Raw genomic sequence first — 24,968 nt, 5'->3', positions numbered from 1 at the left:
CGTGTGCCGGGCATGGCTAAATCGCGCGACCTATTGCCGGATACCGCTGATAAACCGCCCGGCACCGCTGGTATGGCAGGCTTGCGCTGCATCAACATCCACGCAGTTTTTGCGTGCTGTCGGGCAGTAAATTGCGTAAGCTTCCCACCTACATTCTGTAGTGTATGTTCGCCATGGTCGTGGTAAACAGGGTCGAATGAGCGATTCTGCTTTACACATCCGTGCGCGATGTTTACAACTCGGTTGCAAGGAACTTGGTTGGACCGGGAAAACGGGCCCAGCCGGAAGGACCCACCGGCATCGCTGTTACCGCGGCAACGCGGCGGCAGCTGTGCTGGCTGCCCATAGTGGCTATGGATGTAGTGTGTCGATAAATTTGCTCAATCGCGTTTAGGGGGTAGACCGTGAGTGTTCTAGGTTATTTACAGAAAATCGGCCGGGCGCTGATGGTGCCTGTGGCCACGCTGCCGGCAGCCGCGATCCTGATGGGGATCGGTTACTGGATCGATCCGAACGGCTGGGGCGGTGAAAGTGCTACCGCTGCATTCCTGATCAAATCAGGGGCGGCCATCATCGACAACATGTCCATCCTGTTTGCGGTAGGTGTTGCATACGGTATGTCGAAAGACAAGGACGGCGCTGCGGCGCTGGCGGGTCTGGTGGGGTACTACGTGCTGACCACGCTGTGTTCACCCGGTGCGGTTGCACAGTTGCAGGGCCTGAAGCCGGAAGATGTGCCGGCCGCTTTCGGCAAGATCAACAACCAGTTCGTGGGTATCCTCACCGGGGTGATTGCGGCCGAGCTGTATAACCGCTTCAGCCACGTGGAGCTGCACAAGGCGCTGGCATTCTTCAGCGGCAAGCGGCTGGTGCCGATCGTGACGTCGTTCGTGATGATGATCGTTGCTTTCGTGATGATGTTTGCCTGGCCAGTGATTTACAACGGCCTCGTGCACTTCGGTGAAAGCATCAAGGATATGGGTCCGTTGGGCGCAGGTATCTATGCGTTCTTCAACCGCCTGCTGATCCCGGTTGGCCTGCACCATGCGCTGAACTCGGTGTTCTGGTTCAACGTGGCCGGTATCAACGACATCCCGAATTTCCTCGGAGGCCAGCAATCGATTGATGCCGGCAAGGCCGTGTTGGGAGTTACCGGCATGTATCAGGCTGGCTTCTTCCCGATCATGATGTTCGGTTTGCCCGGCGCTGCGCTGGCGATCTATCACACCGCCAAGCCTGAAAACAAAACCCGTGTTGCGTCGATCATGATCGCTGCGGCGTTTGCATCGTTCTTCACCGGCGTGACCGAGCCGCTTGAGTTCTCGTTCATGTTCGTGGCACCGTTCCTGTATGTGATCCATGCGCTGTTGACCGGTATTTCGGTCTACATTGCGGCGAGCATGCAATGGATTGCCGGCTTCGGCTTCAGTGCCGGCCTGGTCGACATGGTGCTGTCGTCGCGCAACCCGCTGGCCAAAGACTGGTTCATGCTGATTGCGCAGGGTATCGTGTTCTTCGTGATCTACTACGCGGGTTTCCGTGCCGCGATCAGGGTATTCAACCTGAAAACGCCGGGTCGCGAAGATGACGAGGAAGTCAGCGTATTGCCGGGTGCTAGCACCGTGGTTGCCACACCGGCGCCCGCTGCCAGCGGTAGCCTGGATGACCTTGCCAAGGCATATATCGGCGTGGTGGGCGGTGTTGCCAACCTGGCCGCCATCGATGCGTGCATTACCCGTCTGCGCCTGAGCGTGAATGATTCGTCGCTGGTCAACGAGGCGGAAGCCAAGCGCCTTGGCGCTGCCGGCGTGGTCAAGCTTAACAAGCAGAACGTACAGATCATCATCGGCCCCAAGGCTGAACTGGTGGCTGACCAGATGCGCAAGTGGCTGACCGCAGGCACCACTATCCGCGAGGCAGTCCAGGCTGCGCCGATTTCCAGCGAGCAGAAAGCGGCAACCATCAGCGCGCTGACTCCGCCACCGGCGCCGCAACTTGCCGTGGGCGAATTGATCCTGGTCGCCCCGGTGACCGGCGAGGCCGTGCCGCTGTCCGAAGTGCCGGATGCCGCATTTGCCAGCAAGGCCGTGGGCGATGGCATTGCCATCAAGCCGACTGGCCGCCTGGTGGTGGCGCCGACCAGTGGTACGCTGGTGAAGATTTTCAACAGCAACCACGCGTTTGCACTGCAGGCGGACAACGGTGCGGAAATCATCGTCCACATCGGCATCGAAACCGTGAAGCTGGGCGGGCAGGGCTTCCGCCGGCTGGCCGAGCAGGGCGCGCATGTGAATGCGGGCGAGCCGGTGCTGGAACTGGATCTGGATTACCTGGCAGAGCACGCGCAGTCGCTGATCAGCCCGGTGGTGATCAGCAATATCGATCAGTTCGGCGGTATTGCCAATCTGGCCAGCGGCCCGGTGGCTGCAGGCCAGAGCGCACTGTTTACGCTCAAGCCACGCTGATCCGGTATTGCTGGATACAGGCAGTTGAATGGAAAACGGACCGCTCGCGGTCCGTTTTTCTTTAGTGCCAGCGGCTTGATGCTTGCGGGTGCCGGCGCGATGGTGGTGCCGCATAGTGGCCGGTTGGCTGAAGAGTCTGAGTAGCGCTGCGGCACCTGCCCCCGCGCGATGTTGCATGCTGTAGTTGCAGCACGATGGACAACAAAAAGAGCGATCCGTGGATCGCTCTTTTTGCTTGCCGATGCTGCCCAAGCAGGCAGCCAGCCTTGCTTAGCCCAGCAGGTGCTTGACGGCGTCGCGCTCTTCCGACAATTCCTTGGCGGTTGCGTCCATGCGGCCGCGGCTGAATTCGCTGATTTCCAGGCCTTCAACGATGGTGTACTTACCGTCCTTGCAGGTGACCGGATAGCCATAGATCAGGTCGCTGTAGCCATATTCGCCGTTGGCCGGAACACCCATGGTGACCCAGTCGCCTTCCGGCGTGCCCAGTACCCAATTGCGGATATGGTCGATGGCAGCGTTGGCGGCCGAAGCGGCAGATGACAAGCCGCGCGCCTTGATGATGGCGGCGCCACGTTGTTGCACGGTCGGAATGAATTCGCCTTCCAGCCATTGCTGGTCGTTGATCAGCGTGGCGGCGTTCTGGCCCTTCACTTCGGCGTGGAATACATCCGGGTACTGGGTGGCCGAGTGATTGCCCCAGATGATGACTTTCTTCACGTCGGTAACCGCATTGCCGGTCTTCTGGCCGATCTGCGTCAGTGCGCGGTTGTGGTCCAGGCGCATCATGGCGGTGAAGTTGGCCGGATTCAGATCCGGTGCATTCTTCATGGCGATATAGGCATTGGTGTTGGCCGGATTGCCGACCACCAGTACTTTCACATCACGCGAAGCGACGGCGTTCAATGCCTTGCCCTGGGTGGTGAAGATGGCGCCGTTGGCTTCCAGCAGATCCTTGCGCTCCATGCCCGGGCCGCGCGGACGTGCGCCAACCAGCAGCGCGATGTCTGCATCCTTGAATGCCACGTTCGGATCATCCGACTGGACGATGCCGTGCAGCAGCGGGAATGCGCAGTCGTCCAGTTCCATCACCACGCCAGCCAGCGCCGGCAGCGACGGGGTAATGTCCAGCAATTGCAGGATCACCGGCTGATCCGGGCCAAGCATGGCGCCGGAAGCAATACGGAACAGGAGGCTGTAGCCGATCTGGCCGGCTGCGCCGGTAACGGCAACGCGTACGGGTTTCTTCGTGGTCATGGAATTACTCCGGATCAGGTGGGTACTTGCCACGCATCGACTACGCCGAATGCATGGTGATTGAGTCGGTTGCGCACCAAGGTCCGGCACGGGGTGCTGACTTTGGTGCAAGGCGCGAAGATTTTAGCACGCACGATTGCCGCTGCGCTTGCGTTTTGATGTAATTTGCCCCATTGGGGGTGTATGTCTTTTGTCTTATATAAGACTGTAGTAGACTCCGCTTCGACAACATGATAAAAAGCGAGGCAAACAGGTATGGCAAAGCTCACGCAGCAGCCGTTGTATCGGCAAGTGGTGCGCGAGGTGCTGGCAAGAATCGAAACCGCCGCATGGCGCGATGATGAAGCGCTGCCCAGCGAGACCGAACTGGGCAAGACACTGGGTGTCAGCCAGGGAACGGTACGCAAGGCGCTGGATGTGCTGGTGACCGAAGGCGTGCTGTACCGCCGGCAGGGTGTGGGCACGTTTGTGGCCGGTACCAGCGATTTCCTGGCGCGCGGGCGCTTTACCCCGCTGACGGGGATGGGTGGCGAAGCGCCGAAGTTCGAGTTGCTGGGCTGTGTGCGCATCAACGCCGGCGAGCAACTGGCCGAGGTGCTGGGCCTGCGGCGCGGCGCGGCACTGTGGCAGGTGCGCAAACTGTTGCGTGCCGGTGGGCAGATCGTCGGGCTGGAAGAGCTGTTGTTGCCAGAAAGCGGTTTTCCGGATCTGGATACACGCCGGATCCGAGAGTTGAAAGGTAATGTTGCGGAGTTATGTTGGCGGGATTTCGGTGTGCGGCTGAAAGATGGCGAGGTGCGTTATCGTGCAGTAGCCGCAGCGCAGGCCGAAGCCCGTTTGCTGCAGGTGGAGGTGGGTGATCCATTGTTGCAGGTGGTGCGGCTCTCGCGTGATTTCGAGGGCAGGCCGCAAATCTGGAGCGTGGCGTGGTTGAGAACGGAGCAGGATGCGTTCGAGCCCGCGGTGGCGTTCGACAAGCAGTGAAGCAAAACGGGCGCAAGCCCGGTGGGGTGCCGGTATTTCCGGTGCCCGGATTAAAACCAGTAAGGAAAGCGTATGAGTAAAACACGCCCCAAGCATCTGGATTTGCGGGTTATCAAGTTCCCGCTGCCCAGCATCGTGTCCGGCCTGCATCGCATCAGCGGTGCGCTGCTGGCCCTGTCCATTCCCTTTGTGCTGTATGCGCTGGCCGGTACGTTGTCGTCCGCCGAGCGCTTCGATGCATTCCGGGCCTGTATTTCGCACCCGGTGGTGAAGCTGGCGCTGCTGGTGTTGCTATGGGGTTTCCTGCATCACGCCTGCGCCGGCATCCGCTTCCTGATGATGGATATCCACAAGGGTGTCGATCTGCCCACCGCGCGCCTGACTGCCAAGATCGTCATGGTGGTGAGCCTGTTGCTGACGGTGATCATCGGGGGTCTGACATGGTAAATCGTCAAGTTGTCGGCGCACATTACGGCCTGCGCGACTGGCTGGTGCAACGCGTTACCGCAGTGATCATGCTGGCGTATGCCGTTGCCATCGTCGCCTTCCTGCTGCTGGCCCAGGGCGCCAGCTATGCCGCGTGGCAGCAACTGTTTTCCTGTACCTGGGTCAGGGTTCTGACCACGGTTACCATCCTTGCGTTGCTGTGGCATGCGTGGGTTGGCCTGCGTGATATCTGGATGGATTACGTGCAGCACATTGGCGTGCGCCTGACGCTGCATGTCCTGACCATCCTCTGGCTTGTGGCCAGCCTTGTTTACGCTATCGTCGTTGTGTGGGGTGTCTGATGTCCGTTCCTGTTCGTAAATTCGATGCGGTCATCGTCGGTGCGGGTGGTGCAGGCCTGCGTGCCGCACTGCAATTGTCCGAAGCCGGCCTGAAAACCGCCGTGCTGTCCAAGGTATTCCCCACCCGCTCGCACACTGTGGCAGCGCAGGGTGGTGTTTCGGCATCGCTGGGTAACTCCGAGCCGGATCACTGGCACTGGCACATGTACGATACCGTCAAGGGCTCGGACTGGCTGGGCGATCAGGACGCGATCGAATTCATGTGCCGCGAAGCACCGAATGTGGTGGTGGAGCTGGAGCACTTCGGCATGCCGTTCGACCGCAACGCCGATGGCACCATTTACCAGCGCCCGTTCGGCGGTCACATGTCCAACTTCGGCGAGAAGCCGGTGCGCCGCGCCTGTGCCGCAGCGGACCGTACCGGCCATGCCATGCTGCATGCGCTGTACCAGCGCAATGTGCGTGCCAATACCCAGTTCTTCGTCGAGTGGATGGCACTGGATCTGGTGCGCGACGAGCAGGGCAATGTGCAGGGCGTGGTTGCCATGGAAATGGAAACCTCAGAAGTCTACGTCTTCCAGGCCAAAGCCACGCTGTTCGCCACTGGCGGCGCAGGCCGCATTTTCTCGTCCAGCACCAATGCCTTCATCAACACCGGTGATGGCCTCGGCATGGCAGCACGTGCCGGCATCCCGCTGGAAGACATGGAATTCTGGCAGTTCCACCCCACCGGCGTGGCCGGTGCAGGCGTGCTGATCACCGAGGGCGTGCGTGGCGAAGGCGGCATCCTGCGCAACAGCAACGGCGAGCGCTTCATGGAGCGCTACGCGCCGAATGCCAAGGACCTGGCATCGCGCGACGTGGTATCGCGCGCCATGGTGACCGAGATCAACGAAGGCCGCGGCTGTGGCCCGAACAAGGATCACGTGCTGCTGGATATCACCCATCTGGACCCGGAAGTCATCAAGTCCAAGTTGCCGGGTATCCGCGAAATCTCCATCAAGTTTGCCGGGGTAGACCCGATCAAGGCGCCGATCCCGGTCGTGCCGACCTGCCACTACCAGATGGGCGGCATTCCGACCAACTACAAGGGCGAAGTGGTGGTCGACGAGCAGATCGTCAGCGGCTTCTATGCCGCAGGCGAAGTGGCGTGTGCATCGGTGCACGGCGCCAACCGCCTGGGTACCAATTCGCTGCTGGACCTGCTGGTATTCGGCAAGAGCTCGGGCAACTCGATGATCGATTTCATCCGGAACGCGCCGAAAGACCTGCCGGTGCTGGCCATGGCCGATGTGGAGCGCTCGGTGGCGCGCGTGGACGAACTGGACCAGCGCAGCAGCGGCACGCAGGTGAACGATGCGCGGCTGGCCATGCAGGCCACCATGCAGAAGCATTGCGGCGTGTTCCGCTTCAAGGACATGCTCAAGGAAGGCGTCGAGAAGATTCTGGAAGTCGAGAAGCAGGTCAGCACCATCGTGATCGCCGACAAGTCCAAAACCTTCAATACCGCCCGCCTGGAAGCGCTGGAGCTGCAGAACCTGATCGAAGTGGCCAAGGCCACGATGATCTCTGCCGATGCACGGACCGAATCGCGTGGCGCGCATGTGCGTGATGACCATGAAGACACGCCTGCCAACCCGAATGGGCGTGACGACGTTAACTGGCTCAAGCACACCTTGTGGCACCGCGAAGGCAACCAGCTCAAGTACAAGCCTGTCACCATGAAGCCGCTGTCGGTTGATCCGATCGCGCTCAAGACCCGTTCTTACTAAGGGTGAAGAACATGACTACCCGTAACGTCAAATTCAGCATTTACCGCTTCGATCCGGAAAAAGATGCAAAGCCGTACATGCAGGACTACACCGTCGAACTCGATTCCACCGAGCACAAGCTGCTTGATGCACTGGTCAAGCTCAAGGTACTGGATGATTCCGTGTCGTTCCGCCGTTCCTGCCGCGAAGGCGTATGCGGTTCGGACGCGATGAACATCAACGGCAAGAATGGCCTGGCCTGCGTGACCGATGTGGACAGCCTCAAGCAGCCGATCCAGATCCGCCCGCTGCCCGGCCTGCCGGTGGTGCGTGACCTGATCGTGGACATGACGCAGTTCTTCAAGCAATACCACTCGATCAAGCCGTACGTGCAGAACGATACGCCGCCACCAGACCGCGAGCGCCTGCAAAGCCAGGAAGACCGCAAGGAGCTCGATGGCCTGTACGAATGCATCCTGTGCGCATGCTGCTCGACCTCCTGTCCGTCTTTCTGGTGGAACCCGGACAAGTTCGTGGGCCCGGCCGGTTTGCTGGCTGCGTACCGCTTCATTGCGGATACCCGCGATACGGCAACCAACGAGCGTCTGGACAATCTTGAAGATCCGTATCGTTTGTTCCGTTGCCACACCATCATGAACTGCGTGGATGTGTGCCCGAAAGACCTGAACCCGACCAAGGCCATCGGCAAGATCAAAGACCTGATGGTCAAGCGCATTGCCTGACGTCGATGAGCAATCTCATCGACGACGCTGAAATGAAACGCATCCTCTGGCGCTCGCGCCGGGGCTTGCTGGAGCTGGATCTGCAACTGGAGCGCTTTGTCGCCGAAGCGCTGCCGGGTCTGGGCGCTGCGGAGCTGGAGGATTACCGCCGGCTGCTGCTGTTGCCCGACCAGGATTTTCTGGAATACCTGAACGGCAAGAGCCTGTGCCCGGATGAGTCGCTCAGAGCGATCATCGCGCGCATTCAAGCCTTGCAACAATAAAACGGGCCTGGCACCAGCCGGGCTTCAACCCTGGAGTCACACAGATGGAAAACAAAGTCACCCTGACTTACAAGAACGGCGAGCAAACGATCGACTTGCCGGTTTTGCCGGGCACACTGGGTCCGAGCGTGGTCGATATTCGCGCTTTCTCGAAGACCGGCATGTTCACCTTCGACCCGGGTTTCCTTGCTACTTCTTCGTGTGAATCCAAGATCACTTTCATCGATGGCGACCTGGGCCAGCTTTACTACCGCGGCTACCCGATCGAGCAACTGGCCGAGCACAGCGATTACCTGGAAGTGTGCTACCTGCTGGTCTACGGCGAGCTGCCGACGGCCGAGCAGAAGGCCGAGTTCGAAACCACCGTTACCCGCCACACCATGGTGCACGATCAGCTGAACTCGTTCTTCAAGGGCTTCCGCCGCGATGCGCACCCGATGGCGATGATGGTGGGCGTGGTTGGCGCGCTGTCGGCGTTCTACCAGGACAGCCTCGACATCAATAACCCGCGTCACCGCGAAGTGGCCATCTACCGCCTGATCTCCAAGATCCCGACCATTGCGGCAATGTGCTACCGCTACAGCAAGGGCCTGCCGTTCAACTATCCGAAGAATGAGCTGAGCTACACCGGCAATTTCCTGCACATGATGTTTGCCAATCCGTGCGAAGAGTTCAAGCCGAACCCGGTGCTGGTACGCGCGCTGGACCGCATCTTCACGCTGCATGCCGACCACGAGCAGAACGCGTCGACGTCGACGGTGCGCCTGGCCGGTTCGTCCGGTGCCAACCCGTTTGCGTGCATCTCCGCCGGCATCGCTTGCCTGTGGGGTCCGTCGCATGGCGGCGCCAACGAAGCCGTGCTGAAGATGCTCGATGAAATCGGTTCGGTGGAAAACGTGCCGGCGTTCATGGAAGGCGTGAAGGCCAAGACCCACAAGCTGATGGGCTTTGGCCACCGCGTGTACAAGAACTTCGACCCGCGCGCCAAGATCATGAAGCAGACCTGCGACGATGTGCTGAACGAGCTGGGCCTGCGTGACGATCCGAAATTCCAGCTGGCGATGAAGCTGGAAGAAATCGCGCTGAGCGATCCGTACTTCATCGAGCGCAAGCTGTACCCGAACGTCGACTTCTATTCGGGCATCGTGCTGACCGCGCTGGGTATCCCGGTGTCGATGTTCACGGTGATCTTCGCGCTGGCACGTACCGTGGGCTGGATCAGCCACTGGAACGAAATGATTTCCGACCCGGGCATGAAGATCGGCCGCCCGCGTCAGCTGTACACCGGTGCGCAGCGTCGCGATTACGTCGAGGTTGCCAAGCGCGGTTGATGCAGTATCAGGCGTCGCCCCCATGTAAAAGGGGCGGCGCTTTTGCATTGATCCGGCTTGACCAGGCGTGGCAAGGACAGGACTGAATAAAAATGATGAAAGAACTTGAGTTGAATTCCCACCTGTTTGGCGGGAATGCCCCGTTCGTGGAAGACCTCTACGAACAATACCTGGCCGATCCGGCTGCGGTGGACGGCGAGTGGCGCAGCTACTTCGACCAGCTGACGCAGGGCGCTGCCAGGCGTGATGTTGCCCGCGCGCCGATCGAGGAATCGTTCCGCCAGCTTACCCGCAGCCCGGTGCGCGTGGTGCAGGGCGTGGCGGCCGATGAGGAAGCCACCGAGCGCCAGGTGAACCTGCTGCGCATGATTTCCGCCTACCGCATCATGGGTAGCCGCCAGGCACAGCTCGACCCGCTCAAGCGCATGGACCAGACCGCGCTGCCGGAGCTGGACCCGAAAACCCATGGCCTGACCGATGCCGACATGGGCATCACCCTGGGCACCAATATCGGTGGCCTGCCGCGCGCTACGCCGGCCGAAGTGCTGGCTTTCCTGAAGCAGACCTACTGTGGCAGCATCGGCCTGGAATACATGCACATCACCAACAACGAGCAACGTCGTTGGGTGCAGGATTATTTCGAATCGCGCCGTTCCACGCCGTCGTTCAGCACGGAAGAGAAGCAGCGCATTCTCAAACAGGTGACTGCGGCGGAAACGCTGGAACTCTACCTGGGCAAGAAGTACGTGGGCCAGAAGCGCTTCGGCCTGGAAGGCGGCGAAGCGATGATCGCCGCGATGGACCGCATCGTGCAGGGCTCCGGCCGTGATGGCGTGCAGGAACTCATCATCGGCATGGCGCACCGTGGCCGCCTGAATGTGCTGGTGAACACGCTGGGCAAGCTGCCGCGTGAACTGTTCAGCGAATTCGAAGGCCGCCCGACCACCGAGCTGCCGTCGGGCGACGTGAAATACCACAATGGTTTCTCCGCCGACATCCCCACGCCGGGCGGCCCGATCCACCTGTCGCTGGCGTTCAACCCGTCGCACCTGGAAATCGTCAACCCGGTGGTGGAAGGCTCGGTACGTGCACGCCAGCAACGCCGTGGCGACAAGACCGGTGCGCAGGTGCTGCCGGTGCTGATCCACGGTGACTCGGCCTTTATCGGCCTGGGCACCAACCAGGGCACGTTCAACCTCGCCAACACACGCGGTTACGGCACTGGCGGTACGCTGCACATCGTGGTGAACAACCAGATCGGCTTTACCACGTCGGATACCCGCGATACCCGCTCCACCATCTATTGCACCGATATTGCCAAGATGGTCGAGGCGCCGATCTTCCACGTGAACGGCGATGATCCGGAAGCGGTGTGCCTGACCGTGGAAGCCGCGCTGGCGTTCCGCAAGCAGTTTGCCCGTGATGTGGTGATCGATATCGTCTGTTTCCGCCGTCATGGCCACAATGAAGCGGACGATCCCTTCATCACCCAGCCGATGATGTACAAGAAGATCGCGCAGCATCCGGGCGTACGCAAGAAGTACGTGGACCGTCTGATTGCCGAAGGCGTGGTGAGCGAAGCCGAAACCAATGGCCTGATCGATGCTTACCGCGCAGCGCTGGACCGGGGCGAGCACGTGGAACAAACCACGCTGACCGATTACAAGCGCTCGTACGCGATCGATTTCTCCAAGTACATGGGCAACCACTGGCGTCACCCGGTCACCACCGCGGTACCGCAGGCAGACCTGCAACGCCTGGGCGAGAAGCTGCTGCAGGTGCCGGCCGATTTCAAGCTGCGCGCCAACGTGGAGAAAATCCTCAAGGACCGCGGCGAGATGGTGAACGGCAATCTGGGCGTCGACTTCGGCACTGCCGAATCGCTGGCCTATGCCACCTTGCTGACCGAGGGCTATGCGGTGCGTATCTCCGGTGAAGACTCGGGCCGTGGCACGTTCAACCACCGCCACGCGGTGCTGCATGACCAGAACCGCGAGAAGTGGGACCAGGGCGTACATATCCCGCTGCAGCATATTTCCGACAACCAGGCGCACTTCCTCGTGATCGATTCGATCCTGAACGAAGAAGCGGTGCTGGCGTTCGAATACGGCTACGCATCATCGGCGCCGGATGAACTGGTGATCTGGGAAGCGCAGTTCGGTGACTTTGCCAACGGCGCACAGGTGGTGATCGACCAGTTCATCACCTCCGGTGAAACCAAGTGGGGCCGTCTGTGCGGGCTGACCATGCTGCTGCCGCACGGTTACGATGGCGCCGGCCCTGAGCACTCGTCCGCACGTGTCGAGCGCTTCCTGCAGATGTGTGCCGAGCACAACATCCAGGTGGTGCAGCCATCCGAAGCGGTACAGATGTTCCACGTGCTGCGCCGCCAGATGGTGCGCCCGGTGCGCAAGCCGCTGGTGGTGATCATGAGCAAGAAGCTCCTGAAAGCCAAGAATGCCGCCAGCCCGATCGAGCAGTTCAGCAACGGCGAATTCCGTACCGTGATCGGCGAAGCCGGCGAGCTGGATGCCAAGAAGGTCAAGCGCGTGATTGCCTGCGCCGGCCAGGTGTACTACGACCTGCTGGCTGCGCGTACCCAGCGCGAGATCAAGGACATTGCCATCGTCCGTGTCGAGCAGCTGTATCCGTTCCCGACTGAAGAACTCAAGGCAGAGCTGGCGCGTTTCGGCAATGCCAGGGAAATCATGTGGGTGCAGGAAGAGCCGCGCAACCAGGGTGCCTGGCACCAGATCCGCCACCGGCTGGAAAACTGCATGGAGCCGAAGCAGACGCTGCTGTTCGCCGGCCGTCCATCGTCGGCTTCCCCGGCAGTCGGTTACATGAGCAAGCATAACGCGCAGCTGAAGGCCTTCGTCGAAGAAGCGCTGACGCTGTAATTCCAACGCGGCGCCCACACCGGGCGTCGCGTCTTGTCGTTTCGGGATCGCCCGCACGAACAGAGCCATTTGGAGAAACACCATGATCGTAGAAGTCAAAGTCCCGCAGTTGCCGGAATCGGTTGCCGAAGCCACGCTGCTGCAGTGGAAGAAAAAGCTTGGCGAAGCAGTCGCCCGCGATGAAAACCTGATCGATATCGAAACCGACAAGGTGGTGCTGGAAATCGTTGCGCCGCAAGCCGGCGTGCTGGTGTCCATTTCCCAGCAGGAAGGCGCCACCGTCGGCAGCCTCGACATCATTGCCACCATCGATACCGCCGCAGCCGCTGCCGCTACCCCGGCTGCAGCACCTGCTGCAGCCGCACCGGCGCCGGCTGCTGCCCCGGCCGCATCGGCCGCATCGGCCACCGCCATGCCGGCTGCCAAGAAACTGGCCGCTGATAGCGGTGTGGACCTGGCCAAGGTGGAAGGCTCGGGCCGCGGTGGCCGCGTGCTCAAGGAAGACGTACAGAATGCCGCCGCAGGTGCTGCCAAGCCGGCGGCTGCCGCGGCTGCAGCACCGGTCGCCGTGGCTGCGGGCGAGCGCGCCGAGCAGCGCGTGCCGATGTCCCGCCTGCGCCAGCGCGTGGCAGAACGCCTGCTGCAATCGCAGCAGACCAATGCCATCCTCACCACCTTCAATGAAGTGAACATGAAGCCGGTGATGGACCTGCGCAACAAGTACAAGGACAAGTTCGAGAAAGAACACGGCGTGAAGCTGGGCTTCATGGGCTTCTTCGTGAAAGCCGTGGTGGCCGCGCTGAAGAAGTACCCGATCGTCAATGCATCGGTGGATGGCAACGATATCGTTTACCACGGCTATTTCGACATCGGCGTAGCCGTTGGCTCGCCGCGCGGCCTGGTGGTGCCCATCATCCGCAATGCAGACCAGCTGAGCCTGGCCGAGATCGAAAAGACCATCGCCGACTTCGGCAAGCGCGCGCAGGAAGGCAAGCTGACCGTTGAAGAGCTGACTGGCGGCACCTACACCATCTCCAACGGTGGTACGTTCGGTTCGTTCTTCTCCACGCCGATCATCAACCCGCCGCAAGCGGCCATCCTGGGCATGCATGCCACCAAGGAGCGAGCCGTGGTTGAAAACGGTGAAGTGGTGGTGCGCCCGGTGATGTATCTGGCTCAGTCGTATGACCACCGCATCATCGATGGCCGCGAAGCTGTGCTGAGCCTGGTTGCGATCAAGGAAGCGATCGAAGACCCGGCCCGCCTGCTGCTGGATCTGTAATAGCGACGGGGCGGGGCAACCCGCCCCCTGTGCATCAACCAGGAATTACACCATGTCCCAACAATTTGACGTCGTCGTCATCGGCGGCGGCCCTGGCGGTTATGTCGCGGCGATCCGTGCAGCGCAGCTGGGTTTCAGCACCGCCTGCATCGATGCAACCCGCAGCGCAGACGGCAAGGCCAGCCTGGGCGGCACCTGCCTCAACGTCGGCTGCATTCCGTCCAAGGCGCTGCTGCAATCGTCCGAGAACTATCACAACGCACTGCACGGCTTCGCTGATCACGGCATCGACGTAGGCAGCGTAAAGCTCGACGTGACCAAGATGCTGGCGCGCAAGCAGGAAATCATCAACAAGAACACCGGCGGCATTGCTTACCTGTTCAAGAAGAACAAGGTCACGTCCTTCCTCGGCTACGGCAGCTTCAAGGCACGCGCTGGTGACAAGTACCAGATCGAAGTGAAGGATGGCGACAAGGTCGACGTGATCGAAGCCACGCACGTGATCATTGCCACCGGCTCCAAGGTACGCCAGTTGCCCGGCGTGACGATCGACAACCAGCTGGTGCTGGATAACGAAGGCGCGTTGGCCATTGCTGCCGTACCCAAGAAGCTGGGCGTGGTTGGCGCCGGCGTGATCGGTCTGGAAATGGGCTCGGTCTGGAAGCGCCTGGGTGCAGACGTGACCGTGCTGGAAGCAATGCCATCCTTCCTTGGTGCGGCCGATGAGCAGGTGGGCAAGGAAGCATACAAGTTCCTGACCAAGGAAACCGGCCTCGCCATCCATACCGGCGTGAAGATCGGCGACATCAAGGTCGGCAAGAAGGACGTGACCGTTGCGTGGACCGATGCCAGCGGCGCAGAACAGAAAAATGTCTTCGACAAGCTGATCGTCGCGATTGGCCGTGTGCCGAATACCGACAATCTGGGTGCGGAAGCCGTTGGCCTCAAGCTGACCGACCGTGGCCAGGTGGAAGTGGACGACGAATGCCGTACCGCACTGCCGAACGTATGGGCGATTGGCGACGTGGTGCGTGGCCCGATGCTGGCACACAAGGCATCGGAAGAGGGCGTGGCCGTGGCCGAGCGCATTGCCGGCCAGCACCCGCATATCGATTTCAATACCGTGCCGTGGGTGATCTACACCAGCCCGGAAATCGCCTGGGTGGGCAAGAGCGAGCAACAGCTCAAGGCCGAAGGCGTTGAATACAAGAAGGGCCAGTTCCTGTTCTCGGCCAACGGCCGTGCACTGGCGCTGGGCGAGGCCAAGGGCTTCGTCAAGATGCTGGCCGATGCAAAAACGGACCGCATCCTGGGCGTACATATCGTTGGCCCGTTTGCATCCGAGCTGATTTCCGAAGCCGTGGTGGCCATGGAATTCAACGCATCGTCCGAAGACATCGCCCGTATCGTGCATGCGCACCCGTCGCTGTCCGAAGCACTGCACGAAGCAGCGCTCGGTTGCGACAAGCGCGGCCTGCACAGCTGATTTACAGCGGGCCGCCATGCTGCGGCCCGCGGCCCCCGACACCTCTCCTCACAAAGGATCTCAGAAATGAATCTGCACGAGTATCAAGCCAAGGAACTGCTGGCTAAATATGGCCTGCCAGTACAGCGTGGCATTCTGGCAAACAGCGCTGAAGAAGCTGCTGCTGCTTACGACACCCTCGGCGGCAAGTTCGCCGTGGTCAAGGCCCAGGTGCATGCCGGCGGCCGTGGCAAGGCGGGTGGCGTGAAAGTGGTCAAAAGCCGTGAAGAAGCCGCTGAAGTGGCCAAGACACTGATCGGTACCAACCTGGTGACCTACCAGACCGACGCAGCCGGCCAGCCGGTGCACTCGGTGCTGGTGTGTGAAGACATGTACCCGGTACAGCGCGAGCTGTACCTGGGCGCCGTGGTGGATCGTTCCAGCCAGCGCGTGGTGTTCATGGTTTCCACCGAAGGTGGTGTCGAAATCGAGAAGGTTGCCGAAGAAACCCCGGAAAAGATCATCAAGATCGAAATCGATCCGCTGGTTGGCGCACAGCCGTTCCAAGGCCGTGATGCCGCGTTCGCGCTTGGCCTGCAAGGCCCGCAGGTTGCTGCCTTCACCAAGCTGTTCCTCGGTGCTGCCAAGGCGTTCATCGACAACGACTTCGCGCTGTTCGAAGTGAACCCGCTGGCATTGCGCGAAAACGGCGAACTGGCCTGCGTGGACGGCAAGATCAATCTCGATTCCAACGCGCTGTATCGCCACCCGGACCTGCTGGCCCAGCGCGACAAGTCGCAGGAAAACGAGCGTGAAGTGAAGGCATCCGAGTTCGAACTGAATTACGTGGCGCTGGAAGGCAGCATCGGCTGCATGGTGAACGGTGCCGGCCTGGCCATGGCCACCATGGACATCATCAAGCTCAAGGGTGGCCAGCCGGCCAACTTCCTTGACGTGGGCGGTGGCGCCACCAAGGAACGCGTGATCGAAGCGTTCAAGCTCATCCTGGCTGACGATACCGTCAAGGGCGTGCTGATCAACATCTTCGGTGGCATCGTGCGTTGCGACATGATCGCCGAAGCCATCATTGCCGCGGTGAAGGAAGTGAACGTGACCGTGCCGGTTGTGGTTCGTCTGGAAGGCAACAACGCTGAACTTGGCGCCAGGATCCTCGACGAATCCGGCCTCAAGCTGACTTCGGCCCAGGGCCTGAACGACGCAGCCGAGAAGATCGTTGCTGCTGTTGCAGCCCTCTAAACCGCACGCGTAAAAGGATTTTGAAATGAGCGTACTCGTCAATAAAGATACGAAAGTGCTGGTGCAAGGCTTCACCGGCAAGAACGGTACCTTCCACGCTGAACAAGCGTTGAAGGTCGGCACCAAGGTCGTTGGTGGCGTGACCCCGGGCAAGGGCGGTGCCGAGCATCTGGGCCTGCCGGTGTTCAACACCATGAAAGATGCCGTGCGTGAAACGAAGGCTGATGCCTCGGTCATCTACGTGCCGGCACCGTTTGCCAAGGATTCCATCCTGGAAGCCATCGACAGCGGCGTGCAACTGATCGTATGCATCACCGAAGGCGTGCCGACCCTCGACATGCTGTACGTGAAGAAGGCTGTCGACGAAGCCGGCATCCGCCTGATCGGGCCGAACTGCCCGGGCATCATCACCCCGGGTGAGTGCAAGATCGGCATCATGCCGTGGCACATTCACCAGCCGGGCCGTATCGGCATCGTGTCGCGTTCCGGCACGCTGACCTACGAAGCCGTGGCGCAAACCACCGCGCTGGGCCTGGGCCAGTCCACATGTATCGGTATCGGCGGCGACCCGATCCCGGGCACGTCGCACATCGATGCGCTGAAGCTGTTCCAGGACGATCCGGATACCGACGCGATCATCATGATCGGCGAGATCGGTGGTTCGGCTGAAGAAGAAGCTGCCGAATTTGCCAAGTCTTACGTGACCAAGCCGGTTGTTGGCTACATTGCTGGTGTGACTGCCCCCAAGGGCAAGCGCATGGGCCACGCTGGCGCCATCATTTCCGGCGGCAAGGGTACGGCAGAAGAGAAGTTCGCCGCGTTCGAGCGTGCAGGCATTGCCTACACCCGCAGCCCGGCCGAGCTGGGCAAGACCATGTTCGAACTGCTGAAAAGCAAGGGCATGATCTAAGCTTGCGCTGGCCCTGCTGCAACGGCCACGGCAAGAAAAACGCCACCTTCGGGTGGCGTTTTTTCATGTCCGGCGCCTATGGGCAATCCCGAATGCCAAAAGCCCCACCGAAAGGTGGGGCTTTTGGCATGCACAGCGGCTTTACGCCGGCTGTGGCAGCGCCACATCAGCCGTTCGGGCAGTTCTGGTAAGCCTGGATGCAGCTCGGGTAGAACGGGTTGTTCTCACAAACGCGATGCTTGATTTCGCACCACGGGTTGCCGTAGTCGTCGGCAAATGCCGGGGCGGAAACGGCGAATGTCATGCCCAGAGCCGTTACCAGTGCAGCGATGTTGACCAGCGCTTTGCGCCTGGATGCTCGTATGCTTTCTTGCAATATAAGCTCACAATAATGTTTGGTTACACATGCCGGTCTGTGTAGATCTATGCTGAAGGCCCTATTTTCATTGGATTTTCTTCTGACTGTTCTTAGCCTCGCATCAAGTTTTGCGTGTTGTTTTTGCAACAAAATGTTACTTTCCGGTTTGTCAGGAATGCCGATGAAAGGCGTCACACCGGTCGGATTTTTTTCATCTCTGTCAGATGTGGCGGCTTGCGAGATTGTTTGGCAGCAGAACTGTAAGCAGGTGTTACTGGCCGATGGTTGGCTGGATCGCAGCAGAGCTCGCTACTGGTACTGGCGGAGTGCACGGCCGCAAGAAGATGGCTGAGGTCAAGTTCGATCTGTTTCTGCAGCCATGCCGCAGCTCGGTCTGCGTCAGCCCCGGATGAGGTGGCCGGCAATAGCCGACCATAGCTGCAGTTTCTGCTCGAACCGGGTGGTCAGCGCGGGGCTGGTGGAAGGTAGCGCGTAGTGCTGCAGAGCGGCTGGCAGTTGCCGGTGCCCCAGCTTGTAGGCGGTCTGGCCGTTGAAGGCGACTGCTTGCAGCTGCGGTAGTTCTGCCAGCAGTTCTGGCAGTGCATTGGGTGCAATGGCGCGCAGATCGGCATCCAGGCTGCCGCGCCGCTCGGCTTGGCCGACGACATCCCACAGCCCTACGCCAGCGGCCAGCAGCGCCTGCAGCCGCTCCGGGTAGGGCATGGTCACTAGTGACTGCCCTGTCAGCGCCGCCATGATGGGCCAGAACGCATTGCGTGGATGTGCGTAGTACGCCTGCTGGGCCAGCGAGACCACCCCGGGCAGGCTGCCAAGCACCAGCAGGCGAACGTCAGCGTTGACCACCGGTGGAAAACAGTTGAGCGGTAATTGCATCGGCATTCAATCCGTACACGCGTGGCGGAAGCTTCACAATGAAAAGCGCCACCGTGAGCCGGTGGCGCGCTTTCCGTTCACATTCAGCGGCCCAGCGTCTCCTGGGTGAGCACACTGGCATCGAAGCCCAAGCGCAGGCCACCCCAGTGGCGACCGTCGATGGTGATGGGCACATCCAGCTCGGTCATGATCTCGCCGGTATCGCGTACATAGGTCTGCAGCAGGAAGCGCTGCGTATTGCGCCCGGCACGCAGGCCGGCCGGGTCATTGAAAATGCGCTTGTCGCGGCTGTTGACGAGATCGACGGCCTTGTCGCCGGTCTGCGGCTTGGAATACCAGCTGTTGTGCGTGGGGCCGTAGCCGTTCACGTCGATGGCCAGCGAGAACTTGCCACCCGGTGTTTCCTTGGCCAGCCGGTCGTAGAGCGGCTGGATTTCCTTCTCGAACAATTGGTCGTAGCTGGTCTTGAATTTGGGCGGATTGCTGCCAGCAATGGCCTGGTAATTCTGGTCGAACACGTTCACGCCGCGCTTGCGGAAATCCTCGATCTTGGCGGCCACCTCGTCGCGTACGCGTCCGCAGCGCTGGATGGCGGCATCCAGTTCACCCTTGCCCACCACGAAGCGCCCGATCAGTTCCTGTACTTTTTCCGCTGCGCGCGAGAGATCCTGCGACGATTGCGCCGAGCGGGTCATGCGCTCGTTCACGGCCAGCGAAAGCTGGTGGATTTCCGAGACATTGGCGTTGACGAGGTTGTTGGCGACGGAAAATTCTTCCAGCGTGCCCGCAATACCCTGCAGTGCGTCGCTGGTGGATTCGAAATCGCCCATCATCTTGGCAAACTGGCCAGAGGCCTTTTCCACCACCTCGTGCGTGAGCTTGGCATCACGGTTGATCAGTTCGGTTTCCGACAGGGTTTCGGCCACCTGGCTGAGCATGCTGTCGATATTGTGCGAGATGTCGTCGGTGGCAAGGCCCACCTTGTCTGCCAGCTTGCGCACTTCATCGGCCACCACCGCAAAGCCGCGGCCGGCCTCACCGGCGCGCGCAGCTTCGATGGCAGCATTGAGTGCCAGTAAATTGGTTTGCCCGGAAATTTCCTTGATCAGGTCGACAATGGCCTTGATATTGGCTGAGCGCTGGTTCAGCCCGTTCACGGTCACATTGAAATTGTTGATCTTGCCGGTAATGGCATTGATGCGTGCGGTGACATCCTGCAGCTCGGCATACGATTCACGCGCCAGCACCAGGTTGCCGCCAGTGGTTTCCGAAATGGCTTGCGTACGGTGTGTGACTTCATTGATGCCACTGGTGGTTTCGTTGCTGGCTTCCACCACTTTTTGCGCCAGCTGATCCTGTTGCTGCGTCGAGGTGGCCGAATCCTTGATGTTTTTCATGGATTTCGCGGCCTCCAGCGCTATGCCCACCGTCATGGTCTGCACGTTTGCGATGATATCGCGCTGCTTGGCGAGGAAAGCGTTACAGGTCTTGCCCAGGTCGGCAATTTCGTCACTGGTGATGATGGGTACATCAGTGGAAAGATCGCCTTCACCGCTGGCAACATCGTCAAATACACCTGTGATGCGCCGGATCGGCCGGGTAATCCAGTAATTGAAGTAAACCAGTTGCACGGTGACCAGGATCAGCGTCAATACCAGCCCCACCCATCCCCACAGCTGAACGCCATCAAGCGTGCTGGTCAGGCGTGCCGTTGCAGTGGCATCAAGCTTGAGTGCGCGGGCTGAATCAGCCAGCTCGCTACCAGCCAGATAACTCGCCAGCAATACGGCCAGTGGGAAGAGGGCAAACAAGTAGAGGAAAGCGAATTTGCGGCCCAGTGTGGGCAGCAAGTTGCGCTCCAGGCTGGTATGGAAGCTATCGAACCCTGACATGCCGATTCCTTGGAACAGCTGATGCTGTTTTTATGGGCTTGGCCATGCTATCGGCCAAGCCTTGCTGAACTGTAGGACAGGCGATCAGATCGCGGCAAATGCAGCCTGCAGTTGTTCCAGGCTCAGATGCCAGCGGCCCAGCATATGACGGAATACGGCGAGTTCAGCATCGCTGAATTCGTTATCGGCCTTGGAAATATCCAGCGCCAGTGCGGCAATTAGCAGGCGTTTTTTCGGATCGTCCACGGTATCAAGCAGCATGTCGATACGGTCGCGGTCGATCAGTTTGATCTGGCCTTCGTCATCGGCCTCGTTGGAGAGGTCGTTGCAGTAATCCTGCAGCACCACGATAAAATCCTTGCGACTGATACCCAGTGCTTCGTACACATGCAGGTGCTCCAGCTCATCGATCTCGGCCGGATCGAAATTGCCGTCACAGATCATCTGCATGACCAGGATGCGTGCCTGTGCCTCGGGGCTGTTGTTGGCGTATTTCTTCATGACTGTTGTTCCCTTAATCCCTGCAAGGCCTCGATAAAGGCGGGTGGTATCGCGGCGCTTTTGCGCTTTGTGTAATCAAAAAAAACAATACTGGTCTTGGCGTCGGCCACCGGCCGCTCGCCCGCGCTCACGCGGTAGTACAGATCGAAGCTGCTACGCCCCATTTCATCGGCTGCCAGCGTAATCGTCAACTGTTCTCCGGCAAACGCTTCACTGCGGTACACCATCACCGCATCGGCCAGGATGATGCCCGGCTGCGTGGTGCTACCGATCTCGCTGAAGCCCAGCGCAGTAAGAAAACGTACGCGTGCCTCGTGCAGCAATGCCAACAATGCCTGATTGGCAAGATGGCCGCCATAGTTGAGATCGGTAATCCGCACCTCGATGACAGTGGAATAATCCACTATTTCGGGCACGTTGAGTTTGATGCGGGCCATTTTTTGCTGCAATCGGAAAGGTAAGCCAAGTGTAATGTCTGTGGCGATGCCACCGCAACCCGCATGCGGGGGCATCTGCTAGACTGATAACAGGGCGCAAACCCAAGGAGAACGCGATGTATCAGAAAATCCTGGTGCCGGTGGACGACAGTGAAACCTGCGTTGCCGCGCTGAAAGAGGCCACCCGTTTTGCCAATGACCAGCACGCCAGGGTCCGCCTGGTGCATGTGATCGATCTGGCGCAATTTGCCTGGAGTGCAAACGAATTCCTGGATGTACCGCAACTGCAGGAAGCGCTGCGGCGTGCCGGCCAGCGCACGTTGGCCACGCAGGCAGAACGCATGCAGGAGGCGGGTATCGAGGCAGAAACCGCGCTGCTGGAAGCGTGGGGCGGCAACCTGGCCAAAACCATCGTCGAGGACGCCGATGGCTGGCAGGCAGACCTGATCGTGATGGGCACGCATGGTTATGGCGGGCTGACGCATTTGCTACTGGGCAGCGTTGCCGAAGGCGTGATGCACCAGACTACCGTGCCGGTGTTGCTGGTACGGGCCAAAGCCAATGCCTGATGGCGTCAAAACCGTCATTCCGTTGCGGGTGGACAACCATGATCGCGATAACGCCGGGTTTACCTACGTCTACCCGGTGATTTCGCGCCGCGCGGGCGGCGTATCGGTGGGGATCAATCTCAACCCCAACAATGCCTGTAATTGGCGTTGTCTGTATTGCCAGGTGCCGGATCTGCAGCGTGGCGGCCCGCCAAACATCGATATTGCCCAGCTTGAGGCCGAGCTGGTGCACATGCTGGATGACATCGTGCATGGCGATTTCATGCAGCAGCGCGTGCCTGATGGTGCGCGCCGGCTCAATGACGTGGCTTTCTCCGGCAATGGCGAACCGACGATGAGTGCGGAATTTCCGGCGGTGGTGGAACGGGTGGGGCAGGTGCTGGCAAGGTTCGGCTTGCTGGGCAAGATCAAGCTGGTGCTGATCAGCAATGGCAGCCAGTTTTACAAATCCGCGGTGCAGCAAGCAGCAGCACGCATGCGCGCGCTCGGAGGGGAAATCTGGTTCAAGGTTGATCGTGCGCCGCAGGATGGTTTCAGTATGGTCAACCAGGTGCAGCTCAGGCACGATGCCGTTACGAGGCATCTTGCCGCTGCCAGCGCAGCCTGCCCGACATGGATGCAAACCTGCATGTTCAGCCAGGATGGCATTTTGCCGTCCTCCGCCGAACTGGATGCCTACTGCAGCTATCTGCAGGCATTGCCGGACGCGGGCATTGCATTGCAAGGGGTACTGCTGTATGGCCTGGCGCGGCCTTCCATGCAGCCGGAAGCCCCGCGTTTGCAGGCGGCACCGGCAGAATGGATGCGGGCACTGGCCGTGCGCATCGAGGCGCTCGGCTATGCCGTCAAGCTCAGCGTGTAACGCACACGGCCAGCCAGGCTGGCTGCGTGGTTGGTGCTGAGGTCAGAACGTTGTCTGGCTCAGGATGCCGAATGGGCTACATGCCTGGCCTGAGCCGGCGCAGCCTGGCCCGGCTCACTGGCTTCCAGCAACAGCTGGTAGAGCTCCGGGCGGTTCTGCTTCAGGTATTGCAGTACCGCTACATCGTCCTTGCCGATTTCAGCCAGATCGATGCGCTCCACGTGCACTACGCGCAGCAGTTCCTTCACGGGCTTGGGCATGGCACGGCCGCTTTCATAGCGCGAGCCACCGCTTTGCGTCACGCCGATCTTGCCCCAGAATTCCTGCTGGTTCATGCCCAGTTCGTGGCGGATTTCGCGTGGGTTGACGGATTTGGCAGTCATGGTATTTCTCCTTGAACGTCGCCGGGGATGGAATCGTGCTAACGGCGAATGATGGCTACATCTTAAAATCCACAGAAAAAAGAAACCCGTAACTATTCGGCTGTCATCGCGTGTACTAATTACAATGTCCTATGGGAACTGAAGATCTCTCTTTCGATGCGCTTGTGCTAGCGGCCCTGCAGGAGGCTGATCCGCAGCGCAAAGCGGCCATGACCACACAGCTTTCCGGCGGCAGCGCATCGCGCTCTGCCGCAGTGCCGATGATGCCGGTGGCTGCTCCGGGGCGGCCTGCCAGGCCGATATTGGTGGCACCGGCGGAACTGGTGCAGCGCAAGGTCAGCACCCGCGAGGGGCGTGCGGCCTTGTTGCATGCCATTGCCCATATCGAATTCAATGCGATCAACCTGGCGCTGGACGCCGTGCACCGCTTCCGCGACATGCCCGATGCCTACGTGAATGACTGGCTGCAGGTTGCCAGGGAGGAGGCATTGCATTTCACGCTGTTGCGCGAGCATCTGCGCACGCTGGGCTACGATTACGGGGATTTCCCCGCGCATGACGGCCTGTGGGATATGGCAGTCAAGACGGCGGACGATGTGCTGGTGCGCATGGCACTGGTGCCACGCATCCTCGAAGCGCGTGGCCTGGATGCCACGCCACCGATACGCGGCAAATTGGCCGGTGCCGGCGACAAGCGCGCCTGCGAAATCCTCGACATCATCCTGCGTGATGAAATCGGCCATGTGCAGACCGGCAACCGCTGGTACCACTGGTGCTGCGCGCAACGCGGGCTGGAGCCGGTGGCTACGTTCGTGCGGCTGCTGCGTGAATACGAGGCGCCGGCATTCCGCGGTGCACTCAATTACCCGGCGCGACTGGAAGCGGGCTTCAGCAACGACGAACTGGCGTTGATCGAGTCACTCAAGCTCTGATTGCCTGCCGACATCCCATGCTACGCGTCTGCAGCATGCCGTCTGTCAGGACCGGGCATCCAGATGGGTAATCAATTCGGGCAGCATGTCGAACGCCGATACCAGTGCATCCGCGCCCAGTGCCGCCACGTCATCGCCGTAGCCGTAATCCACCATTACGATGGGGCAGCCGGCTGCGCGTGCGGCCAGCAGGTCGTTTTTCGAATCGCCCACCATCAGCAGTGCTGCCGGTTCGATATTGAAGGCCGCTGTCACATGCAGCAGCGGTTCTGCCGCCGGTTTCTTCTGCGCCAGCGTATCGCCAGCCACGATGCAGTCAAAGTGCTCATGGATGCCCAGCAAGGCCAGCAGCGGCAGCGTATAGCGCTCCGGTTTGTTGGTGACAATGGCCAGCGGGTAACGCTGATGCAGCGTTGCCAGCGTGGCCTGCACGCTGGGATAGAAATCGGTGACTACCTTCAGCCCGGCGGTGTAATGCGCATCGAAACGCGCCATGGCCTCTTTTTGCACCGGGCTGCCTGTGTATTCGGCGTGGTGGTCGTCTGCCAGCGTGCGCGCCACCAGGCTGGATGCGCCATCGCCCACATAGCTGGCAACCGTGGCTACTGCCAGCGGTGCCAGGCCCAGATCGGCGCGGGCCAGATTGGCGGCGGCGGCCAGATCATGCACGGAATCGATGAGGGTACCGTCGAGGTCGAAGGCAATGGCGCTGATGGGCATGGGCTGATCCGGATATGGGGAAAA

25 protein-coding genes are annotated in these 24,968 nt (G+C 60.4%); 17 read left to right on the top strand and 8 right to left on the bottom strand.

What is annotated here, in order from left to right; translation table 11 throughout:
* Positions 1-404: 404 nt before the first annotated feature.
* A complete protein-coding gene (nagE, locus tag IGB42_RS05195) occupies positions 405-2,465 on the top strand; it encodes an N-acetylglucosamine-specific PTS transporter subunit IIBC (RefSeq protein WP_159667932.1) in 2,061 nt (686 codons plus the stop codon).
* A 270-nt stretch (positions 2,466-2,735) separates the two neighbouring features.
* Here the strand turns inward: nagE and IGB42_RS05190 are convergent, their stop codons facing one another.
* Entirely contained in the window at positions 2,736-3,722 is a 987-nt protein-coding gene (locus tag IGB42_RS05190; RefSeq protein WP_159667929.1) for a malate dehydrogenase, read from the bottom strand.
* 255 nt (positions 3,723-3,977) lie between these two features.
* Here IGB42_RS05190 and IGB42_RS05185 point away from each other — a divergent pair, with 255 nt between their 5' ends.
* From IGB42_RS05185 to sucD, 12 genes are all read left to right on the top strand, one after another.
* Positions 3,978-4,706, top strand: coding sequence for a GntR family transcriptional regulator (locus IGB42_RS05185; protein WP_159667926.1), 729 nt, complete (start codon positions 3,978-3,980; stop codon positions 4,704-4,706).
* 72 nt (positions 4,707-4,778) lie between these two features.
* Positions 4,779-5,153, top strand: a complete 375-nt coding sequence (sdhC, locus tag IGB42_RS05180; RefSeq protein WP_159667923.1) for a succinate dehydrogenase, cytochrome b556 subunit — start codon at positions 4,779-4,781, stop codon at positions 5,151-5,153.
* Positions 5,147-5,494 (top strand): succinate dehydrogenase, hydrophobic membrane anchor protein, encoded by a 348-nt coding sequence (gene sdhD, locus IGB42_RS05175; RefSeq protein WP_159667920.1) that lies wholly within the window; start codon positions 5,147-5,149, stop codon positions 5,492-5,494. Before sdhC ends, sdhD begins: the two co-directional genes overlap by 7 nt.
* Positions 5,494-7,266 carry a succinate dehydrogenase flavoprotein subunit gene (sdhA, locus tag IGB42_RS05170; protein ID WP_159667917.1) on the top strand — a complete coding sequence of 591 codons (1,773 nt, stop codon included), beginning with the start codon at positions 5,494-5,496 and terminating at the stop codon, positions 7,264-7,266. The genes sdhD and sdhA overlap by 1 nt, the downstream gene beginning before the upstream one ends.
* A gap of 11 nt (positions 7,267-7,277) precedes the next feature.
* Positions 7,278-7,988: a succinate dehydrogenase iron-sulfur subunit gene (locus IGB42_RS05165; RefSeq protein ID WP_159667914.1), complete on the top strand. Its 711-nt coding sequence runs from the start codon at positions 7,278-7,280 to the stop codon at positions 7,986-7,988.
* 32 nt (positions 7,989-8,020) lie between these two features.
* Positions 8,021-8,251, top strand: a complete 231-nt coding sequence (locus IGB42_RS05160; protein WP_236822500.1) for a succinate dehydrogenase assembly factor 2 — start codon at positions 8,021-8,023, stop codon at positions 8,249-8,251.
* A 44-nt stretch (positions 8,252-8,295) separates the two neighbouring features.
* Positions 8,296-9,582, top strand: coding sequence for a citrate synthase (gene gltA / locus IGB42_RS05155; RefSeq protein WP_159667911.1), 1,287 nt, complete (start codon positions 8,296-8,298; stop codon positions 9,580-9,582).
* Positions 9,583-9,674: 92 nt separating this feature from the next.
* Positions 9,675-12,482 (top strand): 2-oxoglutarate dehydrogenase E1 component, encoded by a 2,808-nt coding sequence (locus IGB42_RS05150; protein WP_159667908.1) that lies wholly within the window; start codon positions 9,675-9,677, stop codon positions 12,480-12,482.
* 82 nt (positions 12,483-12,564) lie between these two features.
* Positions 12,565-13,764, top strand: a complete 1,200-nt coding sequence (gene odhB / locus IGB42_RS05145) for a 2-oxoglutarate dehydrogenase complex dihydrolipoyllysine-residue succinyltransferase (RefSeq protein WP_159667905.1) — start codon at positions 12,565-12,567, stop codon at positions 13,762-13,764.
* Positions 13,765-13,816: 52 nt separating this feature from the next.
* Positions 13,817-15,250 (top strand): dihydrolipoyl dehydrogenase, encoded by a 1,434-nt coding sequence (lpdA, locus tag IGB42_RS05140; protein WP_159667902.1) that lies wholly within the window; start codon positions 13,817-13,819, stop codon positions 15,248-15,250.
* A 66-nt stretch (positions 15,251-15,316) separates the two neighbouring features.
* Positions 15,317-16,486 carry an ADP-forming succinate--CoA ligase subunit beta gene (gene sucC / locus IGB42_RS05135; RefSeq protein WP_159667899.1) on the top strand — a complete coding sequence of 390 codons (1,170 nt, stop codon included), beginning with the start codon at positions 15,317-15,319 and terminating at the stop codon, positions 16,484-16,486.
* Positions 16,487-16,511: 25 nt separating this feature from the next.
* A complete protein-coding gene (gene sucD / locus IGB42_RS05130) occupies positions 16,512-17,396 on the top strand; it encodes a succinate--CoA ligase subunit alpha (protein WP_159667896.1) in 885 nt (294 codons plus the stop codon).
* A 166-nt stretch (positions 17,397-17,562) separates the two neighbouring features.
* On the opposite strand, the gene IGB42_RS05125 is transcribed toward sucD, so the two are convergent.
* On the bottom strand, positions 17,563-17,700 hold the full coding sequence (locus IGB42_RS05125; RefSeq protein ID WP_159667893.1) for a hypothetical protein: 138 nt from the start codon (positions 17,698-17,700) through the stop codon (positions 17,563-17,565).
* Between the two features lie 235 nt (positions 17,701-17,935).
* Between IGB42_RS05125 and IGB42_RS05120 the strand changes: the two genes are divergently transcribed.
* On the top strand, positions 17,936-18,106 hold the full coding sequence (locus IGB42_RS05120) for a hypothetical protein (RefSeq protein WP_159667889.1): 171 nt from the start codon (positions 17,936-17,938) through the stop codon (positions 18,104-18,106).
* Between the two features lie 47 nt (positions 18,107-18,153).
* On the opposite strand, the gene IGB42_RS05115 is transcribed toward IGB42_RS05120, so the two are convergent.
* The 4 genes from IGB42_RS05115 to IGB42_RS05100 all read right to left on the bottom strand — a co-directional run bounded on the left by IGB42_RS05115 (position 18,154) and on the right by IGB42_RS05100 (position 21,478).
* The gene (locus IGB42_RS05115) at positions 18,154-18,648 is read right to left on the bottom strand and encodes a DNA-deoxyinosine glycosylase (protein ID WP_159667885.1); all 495 of its coding nucleotides are present in this window, start codon (positions 18,646-18,648) and stop codon (positions 18,154-18,156) included.
* Between the two features lie 83 nt (positions 18,649-18,731).
* The gene (locus IGB42_RS05110; RefSeq protein ID WP_159667882.1) at positions 18,732-20,540 is read right to left on the bottom strand and encodes a methyl-accepting chemotaxis protein; all 1,809 of its coding nucleotides are present in this window, start codon (positions 20,538-20,540) and stop codon (positions 18,732-18,734) included.
* 84 nt (positions 20,541-20,624) lie between these two features.
* Positions 20,625-21,041: a hypothetical protein gene (locus IGB42_RS05105; protein ID WP_159667879.1), complete on the bottom strand. Its 417-nt coding sequence runs from the start codon at positions 21,039-21,041 to the stop codon at positions 20,625-20,627.
* Positions 21,038-21,478, bottom strand: coding sequence for a thioesterase family protein (locus tag IGB42_RS05100; protein ID WP_159667876.1), 441 nt, complete (start codon positions 21,476-21,478; stop codon positions 21,038-21,040). The genes IGB42_RS05105 and IGB42_RS05100 overlap by 4 nt, the downstream gene beginning before the upstream one ends.
* A 116-nt stretch (positions 21,479-21,594) precedes the next feature.
* On the opposite strand from IGB42_RS05100, the gene IGB42_RS05095 reads away from it, so the two are divergent.
* Both IGB42_RS05095 and IGB42_RS05090 read left to right on the top strand, forming a co-directional pair.
* Positions 21,595-22,047 (top strand): universal stress protein, encoded by a 453-nt coding sequence (locus IGB42_RS05095; RefSeq protein ID WP_159667873.1) that lies wholly within the window; start codon positions 21,595-21,597, stop codon positions 22,045-22,047.
* On the top strand, positions 22,040-22,909 hold the full coding sequence (locus IGB42_RS05090) for a radical SAM protein (protein ID WP_159667870.1): 870 nt from the start codon (positions 22,040-22,042) through the stop codon (positions 22,907-22,909). The genes IGB42_RS05095 and IGB42_RS05090 overlap by 8 nt, the downstream gene beginning before the upstream one ends.
* 59 nt (positions 22,910-22,968) lie before the next feature.
* On the opposite strand, the gene IGB42_RS05085 is transcribed toward IGB42_RS05090, so the two are convergent.
* A complete protein-coding gene (locus IGB42_RS05085) occupies positions 22,969-23,292 on the bottom strand; it encodes a DNA-binding transcriptional regulator (RefSeq protein WP_159667867.1) in 324 nt (107 codons plus the stop codon).
* Positions 23,293-23,423: 131 nt separating this feature from the next.
* Between IGB42_RS05085 and IGB42_RS05080 the strand changes: the two genes are divergently transcribed.
* On the top strand, positions 23,424-24,224 hold the full coding sequence (locus IGB42_RS05080) for a ferritin-like domain-containing protein (protein WP_159667864.1): 801 nt from the start codon (positions 23,424-23,426) through the stop codon (positions 24,222-24,224).
* A 45-nt stretch (positions 24,225-24,269) separates the two neighbouring features.
* Here the strand turns inward: IGB42_RS05080 and IGB42_RS05075 are convergent, their stop codons facing one another.
* Positions 24,270-24,944, bottom strand: coding sequence for a phosphoglycolate phosphatase (locus IGB42_RS05075; RefSeq protein WP_159667861.1), 675 nt, complete (start codon positions 24,942-24,944; stop codon positions 24,270-24,272).
* Between the last annotated feature and the right edge of the window lie 24 nt (positions 24,945-24,968).

It is taken from the genome of Andreprevotia sp. IGB-42 (genome assembly GCF_009848685.1).
GTDB lineage: Bacteria > Pseudomonadota > Gammaproteobacteria > Burkholderiales > Chitinibacteraceae > Andreprevotia.
This window is presented reverse-complemented; position numbering and strand designations above follow the sequence as displayed.

Excerpts from the sequence above, each read along its gene's own strand:
- IGB42_RS05190 (WP_159667929.1), bottom strand. The coding sequence starts at position 3,722 with ATGACCACGAAGAAACCCGTACGCGTTGCCGTTACCGGCGCAGCCGGC.
- IGB42_RS05185 (WP_159667926.1), top strand. The coding sequence starts at position 3,978 with ATGGCAAAGCTCACGCAGCAGCCGTTGTATCGGCAAGTGGTGCGCGAG.
- sdhC (WP_159667923.1), top strand. The coding sequence starts at position 4,779 with ATGAGTAAAACACGCCCCAAGCATCTGGATTTGCGGGTTATCAAGTTC.
- sdhD (WP_159667920.1), top strand. The coding sequence starts at position 5,147 with ATGGTAAATCGTCAAGTTGTCGGCGCACATTACGGCCTGCGCGACTGG.
- sdhA (WP_159667917.1), top strand. The coding sequence starts at position 5,494 with ATGTCCGTTCCTGTTCGTAAATTCGATGCGGTCATCGTCGGTGCGGGT.
- IGB42_RS05165 (WP_159667914.1), top strand. The coding sequence starts at position 7,278 with ATGACTACCCGTAACGTCAAATTCAGCATTTACCGCTTCGATCCGGAA.
- IGB42_RS05160 (WP_236822500.1), top strand. The coding sequence starts at position 8,021 with ATGAAACGCATCCTCTGGCGCTCGCGCCGGGGCTTGCTGGAGCTGGAT.
- gltA (WP_159667911.1), top strand. The coding sequence starts at position 8,296 with ATGGAAAACAAAGTCACCCTGACTTACAAGAACGGCGAGCAAACGATC.
- IGB42_RS05150 (WP_159667908.1), top strand. The coding sequence starts at position 9,675 with ATGATGAAAGAACTTGAGTTGAATTCCCACCTGTTTGGCGGGAATGCC.
- odhB (WP_159667905.1), top strand. The coding sequence starts at position 12,565 with ATGATCGTAGAAGTCAAAGTCCCGCAGTTGCCGGAATCGGTTGCCGAA.
- lpdA (WP_159667902.1), top strand. The coding sequence starts at position 13,817 with ATGTCCCAACAATTTGACGTCGTCGTCATCGGCGGCGGCCCTGGCGGT.
- sucC (WP_159667899.1), top strand. The coding sequence starts at position 15,317 with ATGAATCTGCACGAGTATCAAGCCAAGGAACTGCTGGCTAAATATGGC.
- sucD (WP_159667896.1), top strand. The coding sequence starts at position 16,512 with ATGAGCGTACTCGTCAATAAAGATACGAAAGTGCTGGTGCAAGGCTTC.
- IGB42_RS05125 (WP_159667893.1), bottom strand. The coding sequence starts at position 17,700 with ATGACATTCGCCGTTTCCGCCCCGGCATTTGCCGACGACTACGGCAAC.
- IGB42_RS05120 (WP_159667889.1), top strand. The coding sequence starts at position 17,936 with ATGAAAGGCGTCACACCGGTCGGATTTTTTTCATCTCTGTCAGATGTG.
- IGB42_RS05115 (WP_159667885.1), bottom strand. The coding sequence starts at position 18,648 with ATGCAATTACCGCTCAACTGTTTTCCACCGGTGGTCAACGCTGACGTT.
- IGB42_RS05110 (WP_159667882.1), bottom strand. The coding sequence starts at position 20,540 with ATGTCAGGGTTCGATAGCTTCCATACCAGCCTGGAGCGCAACTTGCTG.
- IGB42_RS05105 (WP_159667879.1), bottom strand. The coding sequence starts at position 21,041 with ATGAAGAAATACGCCAACAACAGCCCCGAGGCACAGGCACGCATCCTG.
- IGB42_RS05100 (WP_159667876.1), bottom strand. The coding sequence starts at position 21,478 with ATGGCCCGCATCAAACTCAACGTGCCCGAAATAGTGGATTATTCCACT.
- IGB42_RS05095 (WP_159667873.1), top strand. The coding sequence starts at position 21,595 with ATGTATCAGAAAATCCTGGTGCCGGTGGACGACAGTGAAACCTGCGTT.
- IGB42_RS05090 (WP_159667870.1), top strand. The coding sequence starts at position 22,040 with ATGCCTGATGGCGTCAAAACCGTCATTCCGTTGCGGGTGGACAACCAT.
- IGB42_RS05085 (WP_159667867.1), bottom strand. The coding sequence starts at position 23,292 with ATGACTGCCAAATCCGTCAACCCACGCGAAATCCGCCACGAACTGGGC.
- IGB42_RS05080 (WP_159667864.1), top strand. The coding sequence starts at position 23,424 with ATGGGAACTGAAGATCTCTCTTTCGATGCGCTTGTGCTAGCGGCCCTG.
- IGB42_RS05075 (WP_159667861.1), bottom strand. The coding sequence starts at position 24,944 with ATGCCCATCAGCGCCATTGCCTTCGACCTCGACGGTACCCTCATCGAT.